Source organism: Streptomyces cynarae (assembly GCF_025642135.1).
Lineage (GTDB): Bacteria > Actinomycetota > Actinomycetes > Streptomycetales > Streptomycetaceae > Streptomyces > Streptomyces cynarae.
Genome location: NZ_CP106793.1, coordinates 2737920 through 2753886 on the forward strand (window position 1 = coordinate 2737920; position 15967 = coordinate 2753886).

A 15967-nucleotide genomic window follows, 5' to 3' on the forward strand; every position below is an offset into this window, starting at 1 on the left:
CTGTACGAACGATCATGTTTTGACGGGGTGGACACTTCCGATGAACGACACCAGCACCACACAGCCTCTGTCTGCCGAGGCCCAGGAGATCCCGGGGCACGGCAAGCACCGCGGTCCGGTCTCCGCCGAGGACCACGAGGCGGCGCCGCACGGACGGCACCGCAAGCCGTCCGGCCAGCAGCAACAGACCGGCACAGCGGCCCGAACCGCGTCCGCTGCGTGATGTGAGGTCCGTCAGCCGCCGTACCCCGTCGGCTGCCGGATCTCTTCGGCCCCGCCCGTCCCCGCGACGGGTGGGGCCGTCGCACGACGGGGGACGCCGTCCAAAGACGGGGACGCCGTCCAACGACGGAGGGCTCGCCGCTCAGCGCCCTCGCCCGGCCCCTTCAGCGATCCCCCGACGCCCCCTCGTGCCGCAGCCCCAGCACCTCCACCGCCGCGAACGTCTCTCCCCGCGGCCGCTCGGCGTAGTGCGGGGTGAGCAGTGCGTCGAGTTCGTCGTACGTGAAGGCGTCCTGCTTGGTCTCGAACTTCGCCCCGACCCGTGGCCGTTCGACGATCGCCACCATGCCGCCGTGCACGACGAGCAGCTGCCCGTTGACCTGCGCGGCGGCGGGTGAGGCCAGATAGCCGACGAGGGGGGCGACATGCTCGGGCGCGAGCGGGTCCAGGCCGTCGTCCGGCGGTTCCAAGCCGGCGAACACGTCCTCGGTCATGCGGGTCCGGGCGCGCGGGCAGATCACGTTCGCGGTGACGCCGTACTTGGCGAGGGCGAGCGCCGTCGACGTGGTGAAGCCGACGATTCCGCCCTTGGCCGCCGCGTAGTTGGGCTGCCCGGCCGAGCCCGCCAGGAACGCCTCCGAGGACGTGTTCACGATCCGCCCGTACACCGGCCCGCCCTCCGCCTTCGAGCGGGCCCGCCAGTGCGCGGCGGCGAAGCGGGTGGTGTTGAAGTGGCCTTTGAGGTGGACCCGGATCACCGCGTCCCACTCCTCCTCGGACATGGAGAAGACCATGCGGTCGCGCAGGATGCCCGCGTTGTTGACGAGGATGTCGAGCTTGCCGAACTCCTCGACGGCCGACTCGACCAGCGCACGGCCCTGTTCGAAGTCGGACACGTCCCCGGTGTGGGCGAAGGCCCGGCCGCCGGCCGCGCGGATCTCGGCGACGACCGCCTCGGCGGGGGCCGTGGAGGCCTCGCCCAAGCCTCCCCCGAGCTCTCGGCTTCGCTCGAGCAGGGGGGACCCCCATCGCCCCGGCTCCCCGTAGTCGTTGACGACGACGGCCGCGCCGAGCCGGGCGAGTTCCAGCGCCTCGGCCCGGCCGAGTCCGCGTCCGGCGCCGGTGACGATCGCGGACAGCCCCTCCAGTGGCAGTGACATGAGCTGCGTCCTCAGATCTCGATGCACGTGCGCAGGGCGGTGCCGGTACGCATCTGGTCCAGCGCTTCGTTGATCTCGGACAGCGGCACCCGGTGGGTGATCAGCCCCTCCAGGTCGATGCGGCCCGCCCGCCACAGGGCGATGGTGCGCTCGTAGGAGCGCAGCACGTCGCCGCCGCCGTACAGGGACGGCAGGATCCGCTTCTCGTCGAAGAACAGCTCGAACATGTTGAGTTGCAGGAAGTCGTCCATGGCGCCCGCGCCGACGATCACGAGCGTGCCGCCGCGCCGGGTGTTCTCGTACGCCGTGCGGGCCGTGGCCGACTTCCCGACGACCTCGAAGACGTAGTCGAAGCCCTCGCCACCGGTGACCAGCTGTTTCGTGTCGGGCAGCTGGTCCGGTGACACGGCCCTGGTGGCGCCGAACCTCAGCGCCGCCTCACGGCGCGAGGCGACCGGGTCGACGGCGACGATCTCGGCGGCGCCCTTCAGCCGCGCCCCCTGGATCGCGGAGATGCCGACGCCCCCGCAGCCGATGACCGCCACCGACGAACCGGCCTCCAGGCCGGCGGTGTTGAGCGCCGCGCCCAGCCCGGTCGTCACCCCGCAGCCGATGAGCGCGGCGATGTCGAACGGCACGTCGTCCGGGATCGGGACCGCGCAGCCCGCGTCGACGACGACCTCCTCGGCGAAGGTGCCGGTGCCCGCGAAGCCGAAGACGTCACCGCCGGGGCGCCTGAAGTTGGGGGTGCCCGCGTTCATGAACCCGGCCAGGCACAGCTCGGTCTGTCCGCGCCGGCAGGCGGGGCAGGCACCGCAGGCCGGCAGCCAGCACACGACCACCCTGTCCCCCGGCTTCACACGGCTCACCCCCTCGCCGACCTCGAGGACCTCCCCCGCGCCCTCGTGGCCGGGCACGAACGGCCCCGGTTGCGGCAGCACCCCGCTCATCGCGGACAGGTCCGAGTGGCACAGCCCGGTGGCACGCACCCGGATCCTGACCCTGCCGGGGCCGAAGCCCGTCGCCTCGACGTCGTCGAGGACCTCCAGCTTGTCCTGGCCGATCTCGTGCAGTACGGCTGCGCGCATGGTGCGGCTCCCCTCGAGGGCTCAGTGGCTCAGGAGTGTTCGGCGACTCGGTGACTCAGGACTGCTTGGTCCGATCGGTGACTCAGGACCTTGGACCGATCGGTGACTCAGGACTGCTTGGACGGCTCGGCGGCTCAGGAGTGCTCGACGACCGTGTCGGCGAGGACCGGCGCATCGCCCCGCTCGACCGCGGTCACCGTCACCCGCACCACGCCCTTCGCCCCATGCGCCCCCTCCGTCCCCTCCGTCCCTTGAGGCCACATGCGGATGCGCAGGGTCTCCCCCGGGTACACCACCCCGGCGAACCGCGTGGCGTACGCGCGCACACGGGTCACGTCGCCGCCGAGCAGCGTGTCGACGACGGCCTTGAGCGTCATCCCGTAGGTGCACAGACCGTGCAGGATGGGCCGCTCGAATCCGGCGAGCCTCGCGAACTCCGGGTCGGCGTGCAGGGGGTTCCAGTCGCCGGAGAGGCGGTAGAGCAGGGCCTGGTCCTCACGGACGGTCCGTTCGACGACCTTGTCCGGCTCGCCTGTGGGCGCATCCAGCCGGGCGGAGGGGCCGCGGTCACCGCCCCAGCCGCCCTCTCCCCGTACGAAGATCTGGGCTTCGTTGGTCCACAGCGGCCCGTCGGCATCGGCGACCTCGGTGCGCATCACCAGGACCGCCGCCTTGCCCTTGTCGTACACGGCGGCGATGCGGGAGGTCGCCGTGGCGCTGCCCTCGGCCGGGATCGGGCGGTGGACCGTCAGTGACTGGCCGCCGTGCAGGACGCGGGCGAGGTCGACGTCCACGCCGGGCATGGACAGACCGCTGATCACGCCCGGGGAGCCGGCTCCGGCGACGGTGGCGAAGCTGGGCAGGACGTGCAGCCGGGACTCGAGGGTGTAGCGCAGTTCGTCGGGGTCGGTGGCGGGGATGCCGGCGCCGATGCCGAGGTGGTAGAGCTGCACGTCCTTGGAGGTCCAGGTGATCTCGCCGGTCCGGGGTTCGGCCGCGAGGGCCGAGGCTTCGTCGATGGGCATGAGGCTCCTGACGGTCGAGACCTCGGTGCGGCCGTCCGCACCGTCGGCCGCACCGAGGTCGTCACGGGCAGAACAGGAACGCGTTCCAGTCCGGCGGACCCTGTATAGCCCAGCGGTCCCGCGTTGTGAAGGCTCCTGACGCCGTGTCAGCTCGACCTGTCCGGGACAGGAGCGGGACATTTGTCCTGCCGGATCGCTGACAAACGCCTCTGCCGGGCGGTACCGGCCCCGCATAGCGTCGTATGCATGACGAAGACGACTGGGACACCACCGGCGGTGTCCTTCACGGGGGCGGTCAAGACCTACGGTGCCGTGCGCGCCGTGGACGGCATCGACCTGCGGCTGGAGCACGGCGAGACGGTCGCACTGCTCGGCCGCAACGGCGCCGGGAAATCGACGACGATCTCGCTGCTGCTCGGCCTGAACGAGCCGGACCAGGGGACGGTCGAACTCTTCGGCGCGCCCCCGGAGCACGCCGTGCGCGCGGGCCGGGTGGGCGCCATGCTCCAGGAGGCGCGGGCTGTCCCCCGGGTCACCGTTCGCGAGCTGGTCTCCTTCGTGGCCGGCCGTTACCCCGACCCGATGCCCGTCGCCCGGGCCCTGGAGCTGGCCGGGATCGCGGACCTGGCCGGGCGGCGCGTGGACCGGCTCTCCGGCGGCCAGACCCAGCGGGTGCGGTTCGCCGTGGCGCTCGCCGGGAATCCCTCGCTGCTCGTGCTGGACGAGCCGACCGCCGCGCTGGACGTGGAGGCGCGGCACGCGTTCTGGGACTCGATGCGGTCCTACGCCCGGCGCGGCCACACCGTCCTGTTCTCCACGCATTACCTGGACGAGGCGGACGCGCACGCCGACCGGATCGTCGTCATCGACCGGGGCCGGGTCGTCGCGGACGGCACGGGGGAGCAGCTGAGGCGCGCCGCGGGCGGCAACCTGGTCTCCTTCGACCTGGCGGGGCACGGCACGGCGGGCCTGGAGCTGCTGCCCGGCGTGCGGTCGGTGGAGGTGCGCGGCGACCGGGCGCTGCTGCGCACGGACGACTCCGACGCGACCGTGATCGCCCTGGCCCGACTGGACGCGATACGGGGCCTGGAGGTCGTCCCGGCGTCGCTGGACGACGCGTTCCTCGCCCTGACCTCACGTGAGAAGGAGACGGTGTGATGTGGGACTACCTGCGGCTCGAGGTGCGCCGGACCCTGCGCGACGTGGGCTTTGTGATCGGCGGGGTCGCGATGCCGGTGATGATGTACCTGCTGTTCACCAACATCGGTGACGACAACGGCAGTTGGAGGACCGCCTCCATGGTGGGCATGGCCGCGTACGGGGCGGTCGGCTCGGCGCTGAACACCGGCGGCGGGGTGGCCGAGGACCGGGCGATCGGCTGGCTGCGGCAGCTGAGGGTGACCCCGATGACCCCGCGCCAGGTCGTCGCCGGCCGGGCGCTGACCGGATCGGTGACCGTGCTGCCCGCGATCGTCGCGGTGCTGGCGGCGGGCGGCCTGGTCAACGGCGTGCGCCTGGCGGCCTGGCAGTGGGCGGCGATCGCGCTGCTGCTGTGGCTCGGCTCGATCCCCTTCACCCTGCTCGGGCTCGGCAACGGCTACCGGATGACCGCCCAGACCACGGGCGTGACGAACATGATCTGCAACCTGGGTCTGGCGGTGCTCGGCGGCCTGTGGTTCCCGCTGTCCCTGTTCCCGGGCTGGCTGCGCTCGGTGTCCGCGTACACCCCGACCCACCGCTTCGCCGAGCTCGGCACATCGGTGGCGGACGGTCATGCCCCGGCACCGGGCGCGATCGTCGTCCTCGCGGCCTGGCTGCTGGCGTTCGGTTCCTACGCTGTGCTGTCCTACCGCAGGACCGCGGGGAACATCTGATCGGGGGAACGGGGGAAAGAGGGACATGTCCTGGGTGAGCAACGTCTCGTGCCGCCTCAGTGCCTGGCAGCAGGCTCGGCAGACGTGGAAAGAGCACAAGGAACGGTTCAAGGCCGAGCAGAAGGCCGCCCGGAAGGCGGGGAAGGTGCCCGAGAACCCGGGGCCGCCGCCCACCGGATTCTCCCTGCTGCCCTGGCTGCTGATGGGGATGGGCGCCTTCTCCAACCTCTTCCAGGGCAAGACCCCCAACCCGTGGATCGGCGGCCTGGGCCTGCTCGCCTTCAACTCCTGCTACATCTACGTGGTGTTCCGGGCCTTCCACAAGCAGACGCGTCAGGCCAGGTCCACGCGGACGGCGCTGGTCGTGATGGGCGTGGTGACCTTCGGCCTGGCCATCGGGTACGGCGGCAGTTGGCTGCTGTTCTTCCCGCTGCTGGGCCTTGCGACGGGAGCGGTCGTGCGAGGCCCTTGGCTCGGCAGGACGGGCCTCGCCCTCACCGCGGTCGCGGGTGCCGTCTCCTGCCTGCGCGACGGCTGGGACGGGCTGAACGTCGCGTACGGCACGTTCCTGTCGACGATGGTGACCGCGGCGATCCTGTCCCTCTCCGAGGCGGTACGGGAACTGCGCGCCGCGCGCGAGGAGCTGGCCCACCGCGCCGTGGAGCAGGAACGCCTGCGCTTCTCCCGCGACCTGCACGACCTGCTCGGCCACACGCTCTCGGTGATCGTGGTGAAGTCGGAGGCGGCCCGGCGCCTGGCCCCGCGTGACTTGGAGGCGGCGCTGGCCCAGGTGACGGACATCGAGTCGGTCGGGCGGCAGGCGCTCACCGAGATACGCGAGGCGGTGACCGGCTACCGCGAGGGCAGCCTCGGCACGGAACTGGACCGGGCCCGCTCGGCCCTGACCGCCGCCGGCATCGAGCCCGTGGTACGCCGCTCCGGCCCTCCCCTGGTCTCGCAGACCGAGGCGCTGCTGGGCTGGGTGGTGCGCGAGGCGGTCACCAACGCCGTACGGCACAGCGGCGCGACCCGCTGCGAGATCACCGTAGACGGGACCCCTGAGCGCGTCCGGCTGACGGTCGCGGACAACGGGAGCGGCGCGCCCGCCGTGCCGGCCCCGGCGGGTGTCGGCGGGACCGGTCTGAAGGGCCTGACCGAACGGCTCGCGGCGGCGGGCGGCTCCCTGCGGGCCGGCCCGTCGCCGCGGGGCGGCTTCACGGTCACCGCCGAACTCCCGGTGGAGCCCGCGTCGCCCGTTCAGCCGCCCCTTCAGTCGCTGTCCCCGTCGGCTACGGCGCCCACGGCTGACTGACCACCCAGCTCACGTCGTTCGTCCATGACGTGGAGCTGTCCCATGTGTTCGAGCCGCCGTCGCTTACGGAACAATGGAGAGTCTTTGATTGCCGGATGGCGTCGGCGAGTTGGCGGCACGCTCGGCCTGCGCCCCGGACCCGGCACGCTGCCCGTACCCTTGGCTCGTGGACGAGATGCCCCGAAGCCACCGGCCGACGCGATGCATCCGGGTACTGCTCGCCGAGGACCAGGGGATGATGCGCGGCGCCCTCGCCCTGCTGCTCGGCATGGAGGAGGACATCGAGGTCGTCGCGCAGGTCGCGGCGGGTGACGCGATCGTGGACGCCGTGCTCACCCACCGCCCGGACGTGGCGCTGCTGGACATCGAGCTGCCCGGGAAGAGCGGCCTGGACGCGGCGGCCGAGCTGCGGGAGGAGGCTCCGGGCTGCCGAGTGCTGATCCTCACCACCTTCGGGCGCCCCGGCTATCTGCGCCGCGCCCTGGAGGCGGGCGCCGCCGGCTTCCTGGTCAAGGACGGGCCGGTGGAGGAGCTGGCCGCGGCGATCCGGCGGGTGCTCACCGGCGAGAGGGTCGTCGACCCGGCCCTGGCCGCGGCGGCCCTGAGCGCCGGCCCCAATCCGCTGACCGCCCGCGAGTGCGACGTGCTGAAGGCCTCCGTGGACGGGGCGACGGTCGCCGACATCGCCGCCAGACTCCACCTCTCGGAGTCGACGGTCCGCAACTACCTCTCCTCCGCCATCGGCAAGACGGGCACCCGCAACCGCATGGAGGCGATGCGGGAGGCCCGGCAGCAGGGGTGGCTGTAGGGCCGGTTGCGAAGGTGCGTCACCCCTGGCCGGTCCGCGTCCGCGGCAGCCACGCCAGCATCAGCACGGCCCCCACCAGCAGTACGGACCCGCTCGTCCGGAACGCCTCGGCGTACCCCTCCGTGAGGGCGTCGGCCGAGCCGCGGCCCCCGGTGCGCGTCGCCGCGATGGTGGACATCACAGCGAGGCCGAGGGAACCACCCATGGTGCGCGAGGTGTTGACGAGCCCCGACACCAGTCCGGCGTCCCCCGGCGCGGCCCCCGATGTCGCGAGCGCGGCGAGCGGGGTACCCGCCAGGCCGGCGCCCAGCATCATCAAGATGCCCGGGAACATGATCGCCGTCGGGTACGAGCCGTTCGCCGTCATCGTCGACTGCCAGCCGAACCCGGCCGCCGCGATCAGCGTCCCGAGCACCGCCAGGTTCCGCGCCCCCACGCTCCGCATCACCTGCGGCGCGACCTTCGAGCCGAGCACCACGGCCAGTGAGCTGGGCACCAGGGCGAGCCCGGCATCCAGGGGCGAGTAGCCGAGCACGTTCTGCGCGTACAGCGTCATGAAGAACCACATGCAGAACATCGCGGAGCCCGAGACGAACATGGCCGCGTTCGCCGAGGACACCGACCGCACCCGCAGCAGCTTCAGCGGCATCAGGGGCGCCTTCGCCCGCGCCTCGACGGCCAGGAACAGGCCGATGAGGCCGAGTCCGGCGGCGAGCGGCACCAGCGTCGCCGCCGCCGTCCAGCCCTCCGCCTCCGTCTGCACGATCCCGTAGGCGAGCGTGCCGAGGCCCGCCGTCACCAGCAGGGCGCCCGGCAGGTCCAGGCGCCGCCCGTCCCCCGCCCGGCTCTCCACGAGCCACCGTGCCGACCCGGCCAGGAGGACCGCGCCGACCGGCACGTTGATCAGCAGCACCCAGCGCCACGACAGCCCGTCCACCAGCGCTCCTCCGACGAGCCCGCCCGCCGCGCCGCCGCCGGCGCCCACCGCGGTCCAGGTGGCGATGGCCCGGGCCCGTGCGGCGCCCTCCGGGACCGCCGCGGTGAGCAGCGTCAGCGTCGAGGGTGCGAGCACCGCCGCCCCGAGCCCCTGTACGGCCCGGGCGAGCAGCAGCTCCCAGTCCTGCTGGGCCAGCCCGCCGGCGAGGGAGGCCAGCGTGAACAGGGCGAGCCCTATGAGGAACATCCGCTTGCGTCCGTAGAGGTCCCCGGCCCGCCCGCCGAGCAGCATGAACCCGGCGAACGCGATCGCGTACGCGTTCACCACCCACTGGAGTCCCGCCGCGCTCAGCCCGAGGTCGGCCCGCATCGACGGCAGCGCCACATTGACGACGGACACGTCGAGCACGACGAGGAACTGCCCGGCACACGCGAGCGCGACCACCACCCAGGTGGGCGGCGCGGTACGACGGGTGGGCACGGTGTCTTCGACGGCTCGCAGCATGCGCGCCATGCTCCCAACCCGGCCCCGCCTTCCGCATCGGGATTTCGCCCCACGCCGCCTCGGCCCTGGGACGTACGACATCCCTGGACGCGCCCCCGACGCATCCCCTGGCACGTCCCCGGCGCATCCCCGGACGCACCCCTTGGCACATCCCCGACGCATCCCCTGACACACCGTCAGCAGACGATCTCCTGACGTGCGCTCAGAAACCCATGAATCGGTCAAGGATTCGTTAGTACGCCAAAGCATCGGAATAGTTGCCTGTGCATACGTGGTTCACCCAGCACGCGTCCGCTCGGCTCCCCCTGTCCCGAGCGACCGTTCCGCACGACACCGACCAGGCCCGGAGGCCCCGATCCATGACGCACCCAACGACCGACCAGCCCGCACCAAGGCCGTCCGGCGCGATCGTGCCGGTGCTCGCCTTCGCGGGCATCGTGGTCGCGGTGATGCAGACGCTGCTCGTCCCGGTCATCAAGGATCTGCCCCAGCTGCTGCACACCACGCCCAGCAACGCCACCTGGGTCCTGACCTCCACCCTCCTCTCGGGCGCCGTCGCCACCCCGATCATGGGCCGTCTCGGCGACCTGTACGGCAAGCGGCGCATGCTGCTCACCAGCCTGGCCGTGATGGTGGTCGGCGCCCTGGTCAGCGCCGTCACCAGCACCCTGATGCCCATGATCGTCGGCCGTACGCTTCAGGGCTTCGCGATGGGCGCGATCCCGCTCGGCATCGGCCTGATGCGTGACATGCTGCCCCGCGAGCGGCTCGGCTCGGCGATGGCCCTGATGAGCTCCTCCATCGGCGTCGGCGGCGGCCTGGCACTGCCCGCCGCCGCCTTGGTCGCCCAGCACACGAACTGGCACGCCCTGTTCTACGGCTCCGCCGGACTCGGCGCCCTCTCCATCGCCCTCACCCTCCTCGCCGTACCGGAGTCCCCGATGCGCGCGAAGGGCTCCTTCGACCTGCTGGGCGCGCTCGGCCTGTCCGCCGGTCTGGTGCTGCTCCTGCTCCCCATCACCAAGGGCAGCGACTGGGGCTGGTCCTCCGGCACCACGCTCGGCCTGTTCGGCGCGTCCGTCGCGATCCTGCTCCTGTGGGGCGTGCTCGAACTGCGCATCAGCGCCCCGCTGGTGGACCTGCGCACCACCGCCCGCCGCGAGGTGCTGCTCACCAACCTCGCCTCGATCATGGTCGGCGTCAGCTTCTACGTCGTCTCGCTCGTCCTGCCGCAGCTGCTCCAGCTGCCCACCGCCACCGGCTACGGCCTCGGCCAGTCGATGGTCGTCGCGGGCCTGTGCGTGGCTCCGCTGGGCCTGACGATGATGTTCACCGCCCCGGTCTACGCCCGTCTGTCCGCCCGCTACGGCCCCAAGGTCACCCTGATCATCGGCCTGCTGGTCATCGCCCTCGGCTACGGCGGCGGCCTCGGCCTGATGGACGCCGCCTGGCAGACCGTGATCACCTCGGTGGTCCTGGGCGCCGGCATCGGCCTCGCCTACTCCTCGCTGCCCGCCCTGATCGTCGGCGCTGTCCCGGCCTCGGAGACGGGCGCGGCCAACGGCCTGAACACCCTGATGCGGTCCATCGGCACGTCGGTGTCCAGCGCCGTGATCGGCATGGTGCTGGCGAACACGGCGAACCACGTGAACAGTCTGGCCGTCCCGACCATGCACGGCTTCCGGGTCTCCTTCCTGATCGCGACGGCCGCGGTCGCCCTCGGTCTGCTGCTCGCCCTCTTCCTGCCCGGCCGCCGCCCCGCGGTCCGGCCCCAGCTGCGCGCGAGCAGCGAGGAGGACGCGAACCTGGAGCGCGCCGAGAAGGTGCTGCGGGGCTTCCGCGGCCGGGTCCTGGACGCCGAGGGCGCCCCGGTCGCCCGCGCCAAGGTCACGCTGATCGACCGCCGGGGCCGCCAGGCGGGCGCCACGCTGTCCGCGGAGGACGGCAGCTACACGCTGACGGTGCCGTCCGAGGGTCCGTACGTCCTGGCCGCCAGGGCCTCGGGCCACGCCCCGGTCGCCTCGTCGGCCACCCACTCGGGCGACGACCGCCCGGTGGAGCTGGACCTGTCCCTTCCGGGCGAGCCGGTCCCGGTGGCGGAGGTCTGAGCAGCCCGCCGTCCACGCCACACACGCCACCCGCACCCCCCGTCGCCACGCCGCCGGGGGGTGCGGCAGCATGGGGCGTCCATACGCTCGTACGACCGAAAGGACGCCCCATGCCCGCGGCGCCCAAGCCCGAGATCCTGGCCGCGTTCGAGGCCGCGAAGGGGTTCATGCCACGGCACGAGGGGCTCGCGCTGTACGAGGCCGCCGTGGAGGCCGGGCGGCTCGGGCTGCCGCTGCTGGAGGTCGGCACGTACTGCGGCCGGTCCACGATCCTGCTCGCCGACGCGGCCCGCGCCGCCGGAGTCCCCGCGCTCACCGTCGACCACCACCGCGGCAGCGAGGAACAGCAGCCGGGCTGGGACTACCACGACCCGGAGACGGTCGACCCGGAGGTCGGCCTGATGGACACGCTGCCCACCTTCCGGCGCACCCTGTACAGGGCCGGCCTGGAGGACCACGTGATCGCACTCGTGGGCCGTTCGCCGCAGGTGGCCAGGGTGTGGAACACCCCGCTCGGCCTGGTCTTCATCGACGGCGGCCACACCGACGAACACGCGAACGCCGACTACGAGGGCTGGGCCCCCCATGTGGCCCAGGACGGCCTCCTCGTCATCCACGACGTGTTCCCCGACCCGGAGGACGAGTTCACCGGCCAGGCCCCGTACCGCGTCTACCTGAGGGCCCTTCGGTCCGGAGAGTTCACGGAGGTCTCGGCGGCCGACTCGCTGCGCGTCCTGCGGCGAACGCGGGCAAGGAGCGAATCGTCCCGTTAGGGTCGCAGGCATGTCGTACGTTGGACCGGACTTCGATGCCCCCGAACCCCGCCGCCGTCGGCGCGGGCCGCTGACGGTCGTGGTGGCCGCGCTGGTGCCGGCGGCGCTGCTCGGCTGGCTGGTCTACGAGGCGGTGGCCGACAGCGGCGGCGGATCGGCGGACGGGGCGCCCACGACAAGGTCCGCGGGGACCGCGCCGTCCGCCGCCCCGGGCTCTCCGGCCTCCCCGGCCGGTGGCGCGGACAACGCCGAGCAGCCGGACGCGTCGTCCACCGCACGGGCCGGTTCCAAGCCGCTCGCGGGCAAGGTCGTCGTCGTCGACCCCGGACACAACCCCGGCAACGTCCACCACACGGCCGAGATCAACCGCAAGGTCGACATCGGTACGAACTCCAAGGAGTGCGACACCACCGGCACGTCCACCAACTCGGGTTACACGGAGGCCCAGTTCACCCTGGACGTGGCGCGCCGGCTGCGCACGCTCCTGGAGCAGCAGGGTGCCACGGTGAAGTTCACGCAGGACGGCGACCGGTCGTGGGGGCCGTGCGTGGACGAGCGGGCGCGGATCGGCAACGAGGCGCACGCGGACGCGGCGATCTCCATCCACGCGGACGGCGCGGCCCAGGGCGACCGCGGCTTCCACGTCATCCTGCCGGCCTCGGTGCACAAGGGTGCCGCGGACACCCGTCGCATCGTCGGCCCCTCCCGCGACCTCGGCGAGCGCGTGGCGGGCGACTTCGTCCGCGTCACCGGGAGCGCGCCCTCCAACTACGTGGGCGACGGCACCGGTCTCGTCGTACGGAGCGATCTCGGCGGTCTCAATCTGTCAACGGTTCCCAAGGTCTTCATCGAGTGCGGCAACATGCGCGACACCAAGGACGCGGCGCAGCTGACCAGCGGCTCGTGGCGGCAGAAGGCGGCGCAGGGGATCTCTGAGGGAATCGTGAGTTTCCTGCGCGGGTAGCGATCATCGGCTCCGACCCGGCGGACACCCCGGCCGGGCTGACGATAGTGTCATCCCTACGATGAGGGGTCACCCCCGCGCTTCACACCGCGGCCCGAGGTCGACATGGTGACAGCGACGCCTCCTCCGACGACGAGACGACAGACGAAGGACCCGAAGTGAATATCCGCTCCCTCACGAGAGGCGACGGCGTGGTGATCGGAGCAGCGGTATTGCTGTTCATCGCGTCGTTCCTCGACATCTACTCGATCGACGGGGCGCCCAGCAGCGCGGACATCCCCAGCGCCTGGGCCAGCGGACCGCTGCTGCTGAGCGTCTTCCTGGCCGGCATCATCGGCGCCGCGCTGGTCGTCGTCGCCCACGGCCTGCCGCAGGTGCCCAAGGTCGCCGGTCTCGACCTCGGTCAGTTCGGCGTCGCGTTCACGGTCTTCGCCGCATGGAGCGCGCTCGGGAACGTCTTCGATCCGATGGGCGGCGTCGACAACGTCGGCTCTGCCTCGGACAACGGGGTCGGCGCCGGCACCGGACTGATCCTCGGCCTCGTCGCCACTGTTGTCATGGCCGCTGCGGCGATCGCCGCGCCGCTGGTCCCGGCCCTGCAGGCCGCCCTCGTCCCGGCCCCCAAGCCCGCAGCCCCGCAGCCCTACGGCGGGCAGCCGCAGGGCGGGTACGGCTACCCGGGTGCGCAGCAGTCGCCGTACGGTCAGCCGCAGCAGGGGCAGCCGTTCGGCGGGCAGCAGCCGCAGCAGACGGTTCCCGCCGCGGACTTCTCGCCGTTCTGGTTCGCGGTGCCGGTGCCGCGCCCGCTGTTCCCGGAGGACGGCTCGCCCACGCCGATCGCCGAACTGGCGCCCGGCACCTGGTACCTGGCCGTCGAACAGCGCGGCCCCGCCCTGGTGGCGCAGACGCAGGACGGCCGCCGCGGTGTGCTGCAGGACACGAGCGGCATCCAGCGCGGCTGAGCCCCACGCCCGTCGGTACGGCCCCTCGCCCTTCCGGGCGGGGGGCCGTTGTCGTAGAGTCGCTGCCGCTCCTTGGATCTGATACTTCGTCAGAGAAGTGGGTGACGGCATGCGGCTCGGGCTCGCGCTCGGCTACTGGGGTCGGGGCCCCGCGACGGACCATGTCACGCTGGCGCAGGAGGCGGAGCGGCTCGGCTACGACTCGGTGTGGACCGCCGAGTCCTGGGGGTCGGACGCGTTCACCCCGCTCACCTGGATCGCCGCGCGGACGTCGAGGATCAAGCTGGGCACGGCGGTTGCCCAGATGGCGGCCCGCTCCCCCACCACCACCGCGATGCACGCGCTCACCCTGGACCACCTCTCGGGCGGGCGCGTGATGCTGGGCCTCGGCCTGTCGGGGCCGCAGGTGGTGGAGGGCTGGTACGGGCGCCCGTTCCCGAGCTCACCGCTCACCGCGACCCGGGAGTACGTCGAGGTCGTACGTCAAGTGCTGCACCGCGAGGCGCCGGTGGAGCTGGACGGCCGCTTCCATCCCCTGCCCTACCCTGGCCCGGACGGCACCGGCCTCGGCAAGCCCCTGAAGCCGATCACGCACCCGCTGCGCGCCGATCTGCCCGTCCTGCTGGGCGCGGAGGGCCCGAAGAACGTGGCGCAGACGGTGCGGATCGCGGACGGCTGGCTGCCGCTGTACTGGTCGCCGACCCGCCCGGAGGCGTACGGGGTGGCGCCGGCCGACCTGCGTGAGGGGTTCGTCGTGGCCCCGATGGCGCGGGTGAAGGTGTGCGACGACGTCGCCGAAGGGCTGCTGCCGGTGAAGGCGATGCTCGGCTTCTACATCGGCGGGATGGGGCACGCGGCCCGGAACTTCCATGCCGACCTGATGGCGCGCATGGGGTACGAGGAGGAGGCGCGCCGTATCCAGCGGCTGTTCCTTCAGGGGCGGCGCGAGGAGGCGGTGCTTGCGGTGCCGGACGCCTTCGCTGATGAGATCTCGCTGGTCGGGCCGCGTGAACGCATCGCGGAAAGGCTGGAGTTGTGGCGCAGGGGCCCGGTGACGGACCTGCTGGCGCTGGCACCGGACCCGCACACGCTGCGGGTGCTGGCCGAGCTGAACTGACCACAGGGGGTAGGGCACCGCCGCGGAGCGCTGCACGGCGGTGCCCCGTTGGCCCCGTCAGCCGCGTGCGAGCTGCGCGGCGGACGGGAGCTGGTTGCGGACGGGGACGCCCGCTTTCCTGGCCGCGGCCTTCACCTTGTCGACGAGACCGGCGTAGGACGCCGCGGCCGACTCGTCGCCCTTGCTCAGACGGGACGGCAGATCCTTGAGCCCGTCGATGCCCGGCGCGAGCGGGGCGAGGCCCTTGGCCAGCGCGGGGTCGCCCTGGGCGTTGCGTGCGGCGGCTCCGAGCCGGTTGTAGGCGAAGGTGCCGACGAGTCCGGCCTTGGCCAGGGCGGTCCTGCGTCCCTTGGCGCCCTTCTTGAACGTACCGGCCTTCCATGGCTTCACGATCCACTCGTGGACGGCCCCGGCCGCGAGCCCCGCGTTCGCCGCGAACCGCGCCCTGGCGAACTTCTGCCGCTCCGCCGGGGTGGTCGGGGTGGGCGTGGGGACCGCGATGTACGCGGCGGCCCGCTGCACGGCGCTCCCGTCACCGCAGGCGGCGGCACCGGCGAACACCGTGGAGCAGAGGACGAGCGCCACGACGAGTGGGGGTACCCCCTGCTCGAAGAGCTTGGGGGAGCGTATCGGTGCGGGCACGGGAGCCTCCGGGACCGGGAAGCCGACTGATCCACCGACAGCTTCACCCACACCGCCCGGCCTTGCCGCCCGGGCGTGGCGATCGGGTGACCCCGGCTGCGCACGGTCGTCCCCGGACTTCTACGAGTTTGACGGGGAATCGCCGGGCAACCCGGAGGGCATGTCCCCTCGATATCGCAACGGTGCGAATCAGGCCGGTACGGTCATCGCCGTGATCGCGGACATCATGGCCGTCATCCTGGGCCTGTGGATCCTGATGTACTTGCTGAACGCGAACCCCGGCAACGATCTGGTCCAGTTCGTCCACAACGCGGCGGCGTGGCTGGCCGGCTGGTCCCACGACCTGTTCACGTTCCACGAGGCGTGGGCACGGGTGGTCGCGGGCTACGGCCTCGCCGCGGTGGTCTACCTCTTCGTGGGCCACGCCATCGCCAACCGCATCCACCGCCACTGAACGCGGCAACTGAACGC

16 protein-coding genes are annotated in these 15967 nt (G+C 72.4%); 11 read left to right on the forward strand and 5 right to left on the reverse strand.

What is annotated here, in order from left to right; genetic code table 11:
• The first annotated feature begins 40 nt into the window (after positions 1–40).
• Entirely contained in the window at positions 41–223 is a 183-nt protein-coding gene (locus tag N8I84_RS12810; protein WP_263229645.1) for a hypothetical protein, read from the forward strand.
• A 163-nt stretch (positions 224–386) separates the two neighbouring features.
• Here the strand turns inward: N8I84_RS12810 and N8I84_RS12815 are convergent, their stop codons facing one another.
• The 3 genes from N8I84_RS12815 to N8I84_RS12825 all read right to left on the reverse strand — a co-directional run bounded on the left by N8I84_RS12815 (position 387) and on the right by N8I84_RS12825 (position 3495).
• Complete coding sequence (locus tag N8I84_RS12815) at positions 387–1382, reverse strand: 3-oxoacyl-ACP reductase (RefSeq protein WP_263229646.1); 996 nt, start codon at positions 1380–1382, stop codon at positions 387–389.
• Positions 1383–1393: 11 nt separating this feature from the next.
• On the reverse strand, positions 1394–2470 hold the full coding sequence (locus N8I84_RS12820; protein ID WP_263229647.1) for a Zn-dependent alcohol dehydrogenase: 1077 nt from the start codon (positions 2468–2470) through the stop codon (positions 1394–1396).
• A 134-nt stretch (positions 2471–2604) separates the two neighbouring features.
• Positions 2605–3495 (reverse strand): MaoC/PaaZ C-terminal domain-containing protein, encoded by an 891-nt coding sequence (locus tag N8I84_RS12825; protein ID WP_263229648.1) that lies wholly within the window; start codon positions 3493–3495, stop codon positions 2605–2607.
• A 246-nt stretch (positions 3496–3741) separates the two neighbouring features.
• Between N8I84_RS12825 and N8I84_RS12830 the strand changes: the two genes are divergently transcribed.
• From N8I84_RS12830 to N8I84_RS12845, 4 genes are all read left to right on the forward strand, one after another.
• Positions 3742–4653 carry an ABC transporter ATP-binding protein gene (locus N8I84_RS12830; protein ID WP_263229649.1) on the forward strand — a complete coding sequence of 304 codons (912 nt, stop codon included), beginning with the start codon at positions 3742–3744 and terminating at the stop codon, positions 4651–4653.
• On the forward strand, positions 4653–5369 hold the full coding sequence (locus N8I84_RS12835) for an ABC transporter permease (protein ID WP_263229650.1): 717 nt from the start codon (positions 4653–4655) through the stop codon (positions 5367–5369). The genes N8I84_RS12830 and N8I84_RS12835 overlap by 1 nt, the downstream gene beginning before the upstream one ends.
• A gap of 25 nt (positions 5370–5394) precedes the next feature.
• On the forward strand, positions 5395–6681 hold the full coding sequence (locus N8I84_RS12840; protein WP_263229651.1) for a sensor histidine kinase: 1287 nt from the start codon (positions 5395–5397) through the stop codon (positions 6679–6681).
• A gap of 175 nt (positions 6682–6856) precedes the next feature.
• Positions 6857–7489 carry a response regulator transcription factor gene (locus N8I84_RS12845; protein ID WP_263234745.1) on the forward strand — a complete coding sequence of 211 codons (633 nt, stop codon included), beginning with the start codon at positions 6857–6859 and terminating at the stop codon, positions 7487–7489.
• A gap of 19 nt (positions 7490–7508) precedes the next feature.
• On the opposite strand, the gene N8I84_RS12850 is transcribed toward N8I84_RS12845, so the two are convergent.
• On the reverse strand, positions 7509–8930 hold the full coding sequence (locus tag N8I84_RS12850) for an MFS transporter (RefSeq protein WP_390898882.1): 1422 nt from the start codon (positions 8928–8930) through the stop codon (positions 7509–7511).
• Positions 8931–9289: 359 nt separating this feature from the next.
• On the opposite strand from N8I84_RS12850, the gene N8I84_RS12855 reads away from it, so the two are divergent.
• The 5 genes from N8I84_RS12855 to N8I84_RS12875 all read left to right on the forward strand — a co-directional run bounded on the left by N8I84_RS12855 (position 9290) and on the right by N8I84_RS12875 (position 14854).
• The gene (locus N8I84_RS12855) at positions 9290–11038 is read left to right on the forward strand and encodes an MFS transporter (protein ID WP_263229653.1); all 1749 of its coding nucleotides are present in this window, start codon (positions 9290–9292) and stop codon (positions 11036–11038) included.
• Between the two features lie 110 nt (positions 11039–11148).
• The gene (locus N8I84_RS12860) at positions 11149–11811 is read left to right on the forward strand and encodes a class I SAM-dependent methyltransferase (RefSeq protein WP_263229654.1); all 663 of its coding nucleotides are present in this window, start codon (positions 11149–11151) and stop codon (positions 11809–11811) included.
• Between the two features lie 10 nt (positions 11812–11821).
• Positions 11822–12775: an N-acetylmuramoyl-L-alanine amidase gene (locus N8I84_RS12865; RefSeq protein WP_263229655.1), complete on the forward strand. Its 954-nt coding sequence runs from the start codon at positions 11822–11824 to the stop codon at positions 12773–12775.
• Between the two features lie 158 nt (positions 12776–12933).
• Complete coding sequence (locus N8I84_RS12870; RefSeq protein ID WP_263229656.1) at positions 12934–13737, forward strand: DUF5336 domain-containing protein; 804 nt, start codon at positions 12934–12936, stop codon at positions 13735–13737.
• A gap of 109 nt (positions 13738–13846) precedes the next feature.
• Positions 13847–14854: an LLM class F420-dependent oxidoreductase gene (locus tag N8I84_RS12875; protein ID WP_263229657.1), complete on the forward strand. Its 1008-nt coding sequence runs from the start codon at positions 13847–13849 to the stop codon at positions 14852–14854.
• A 57-nt stretch (positions 14855–14911) separates the two neighbouring features.
• Here the strand turns inward: N8I84_RS12875 and N8I84_RS12880 are convergent, their stop codons facing one another.
• A complete protein-coding gene (locus tag N8I84_RS12880; RefSeq protein WP_263229658.1) occupies positions 14912–15496 on the reverse strand; it encodes a hypothetical protein in 585 nt (194 codons plus the stop codon).
• Between the two features lie 160 nt (positions 15497–15656).
• Here N8I84_RS12880 and N8I84_RS12885 point away from each other — a divergent pair, with 160 nt between their 5' ends.
• Positions 15657–15950 (forward strand): hypothetical protein, encoded by a 294-nt coding sequence (locus N8I84_RS12885; protein WP_103841859.1) that lies wholly within the window; start codon positions 15657–15659, stop codon positions 15948–15950.
• Positions 15951–15967: the final 17 nt, after the last annotated feature.

What these genes read in the sequence shown, in the direction of transcription:
- N8I84_RS12865 (WP_263229655.1), top strand. Translation starts at nt 11,822, where the DNA reads ATGTCGTACGTTGGACCGGACTTCGATGCCCCCGAACCCCGCCGCCGT.
- N8I84_RS12850 (WP_390898882.1), bottom strand. Translation starts at nt 8,930, where the DNA reads ATGCTGCGAGCCGTCGAAGACACCGTGCCCACCCGTCGTACCGCGCCG.
- N8I84_RS12840 (WP_263229651.1), top strand. Translation starts at nt 5,395, where the DNA reads ATGTCCTGGGTGAGCAACGTCTCGTGCCGCCTCAGTGCCTGGCAGCAG.
- N8I84_RS12855 (WP_263229653.1), top strand. Translation starts at nt 9,290, where the DNA reads ATGACGCACCCAACGACCGACCAGCCCGCACCAAGGCCGTCCGGCGCG.
- N8I84_RS12830 (WP_263229649.1), top strand. Translation starts at nt 3,742, where the DNA reads ATGACGAAGACGACTGGGACACCACCGGCGGTGTCCTTCACGGGGGCG.
- N8I84_RS12885 (WP_103841859.1), top strand. Translation starts at nt 15,657, where the DNA reads ATGTCCCCTCGATATCGCAACGGTGCGAATCAGGCCGGTACGGTCATC.
- N8I84_RS12825 (WP_263229648.1), bottom strand. Translation starts at nt 3,495, where the DNA reads ATGCCCATCGACGAAGCCTCGGCCCTCGCGGCCGAACCCCGGACCGGC.
- N8I84_RS12835 (WP_263229650.1), top strand. Translation starts at nt 4,653, where the DNA reads ATGTGGGACTACCTGCGGCTCGAGGTGCGCCGGACCCTGCGCGACGTG.
- N8I84_RS12845 (WP_263234745.1), top strand. Translation starts at nt 6,857, where the DNA reads ATGCCCCGAAGCCACCGGCCGACGCGATGCATCCGGGTACTGCTCGCC.
- N8I84_RS12820 (WP_263229647.1), bottom strand. Translation starts at nt 2,470, where the DNA reads ATGCGCGCAGCCGTACTGCACGAGATCGGCCAGGACAAGCTGGAGGTC.
- N8I84_RS12875 (WP_263229657.1), top strand. Translation starts at nt 13,847, where the DNA reads ATGCGGCTCGGGCTCGCGCTCGGCTACTGGGGTCGGGGCCCCGCGACG.
- N8I84_RS12810 (WP_263229645.1), top strand. Translation starts at nt 41, where the DNA reads ATGAACGACACCAGCACCACACAGCCTCTGTCTGCCGAGGCCCAGGAG.
- N8I84_RS12815 (WP_263229646.1), bottom strand. Translation starts at nt 1,382, where the DNA reads ATGTCACTGCCACTGGAGGGGCTGTCCGCGATCGTCACCGGCGCCGGA.
- N8I84_RS12860 (WP_263229654.1), top strand. Translation starts at nt 11,149, where the DNA reads ATGCCCGCGGCGCCCAAGCCCGAGATCCTGGCCGCGTTCGAGGCCGCG.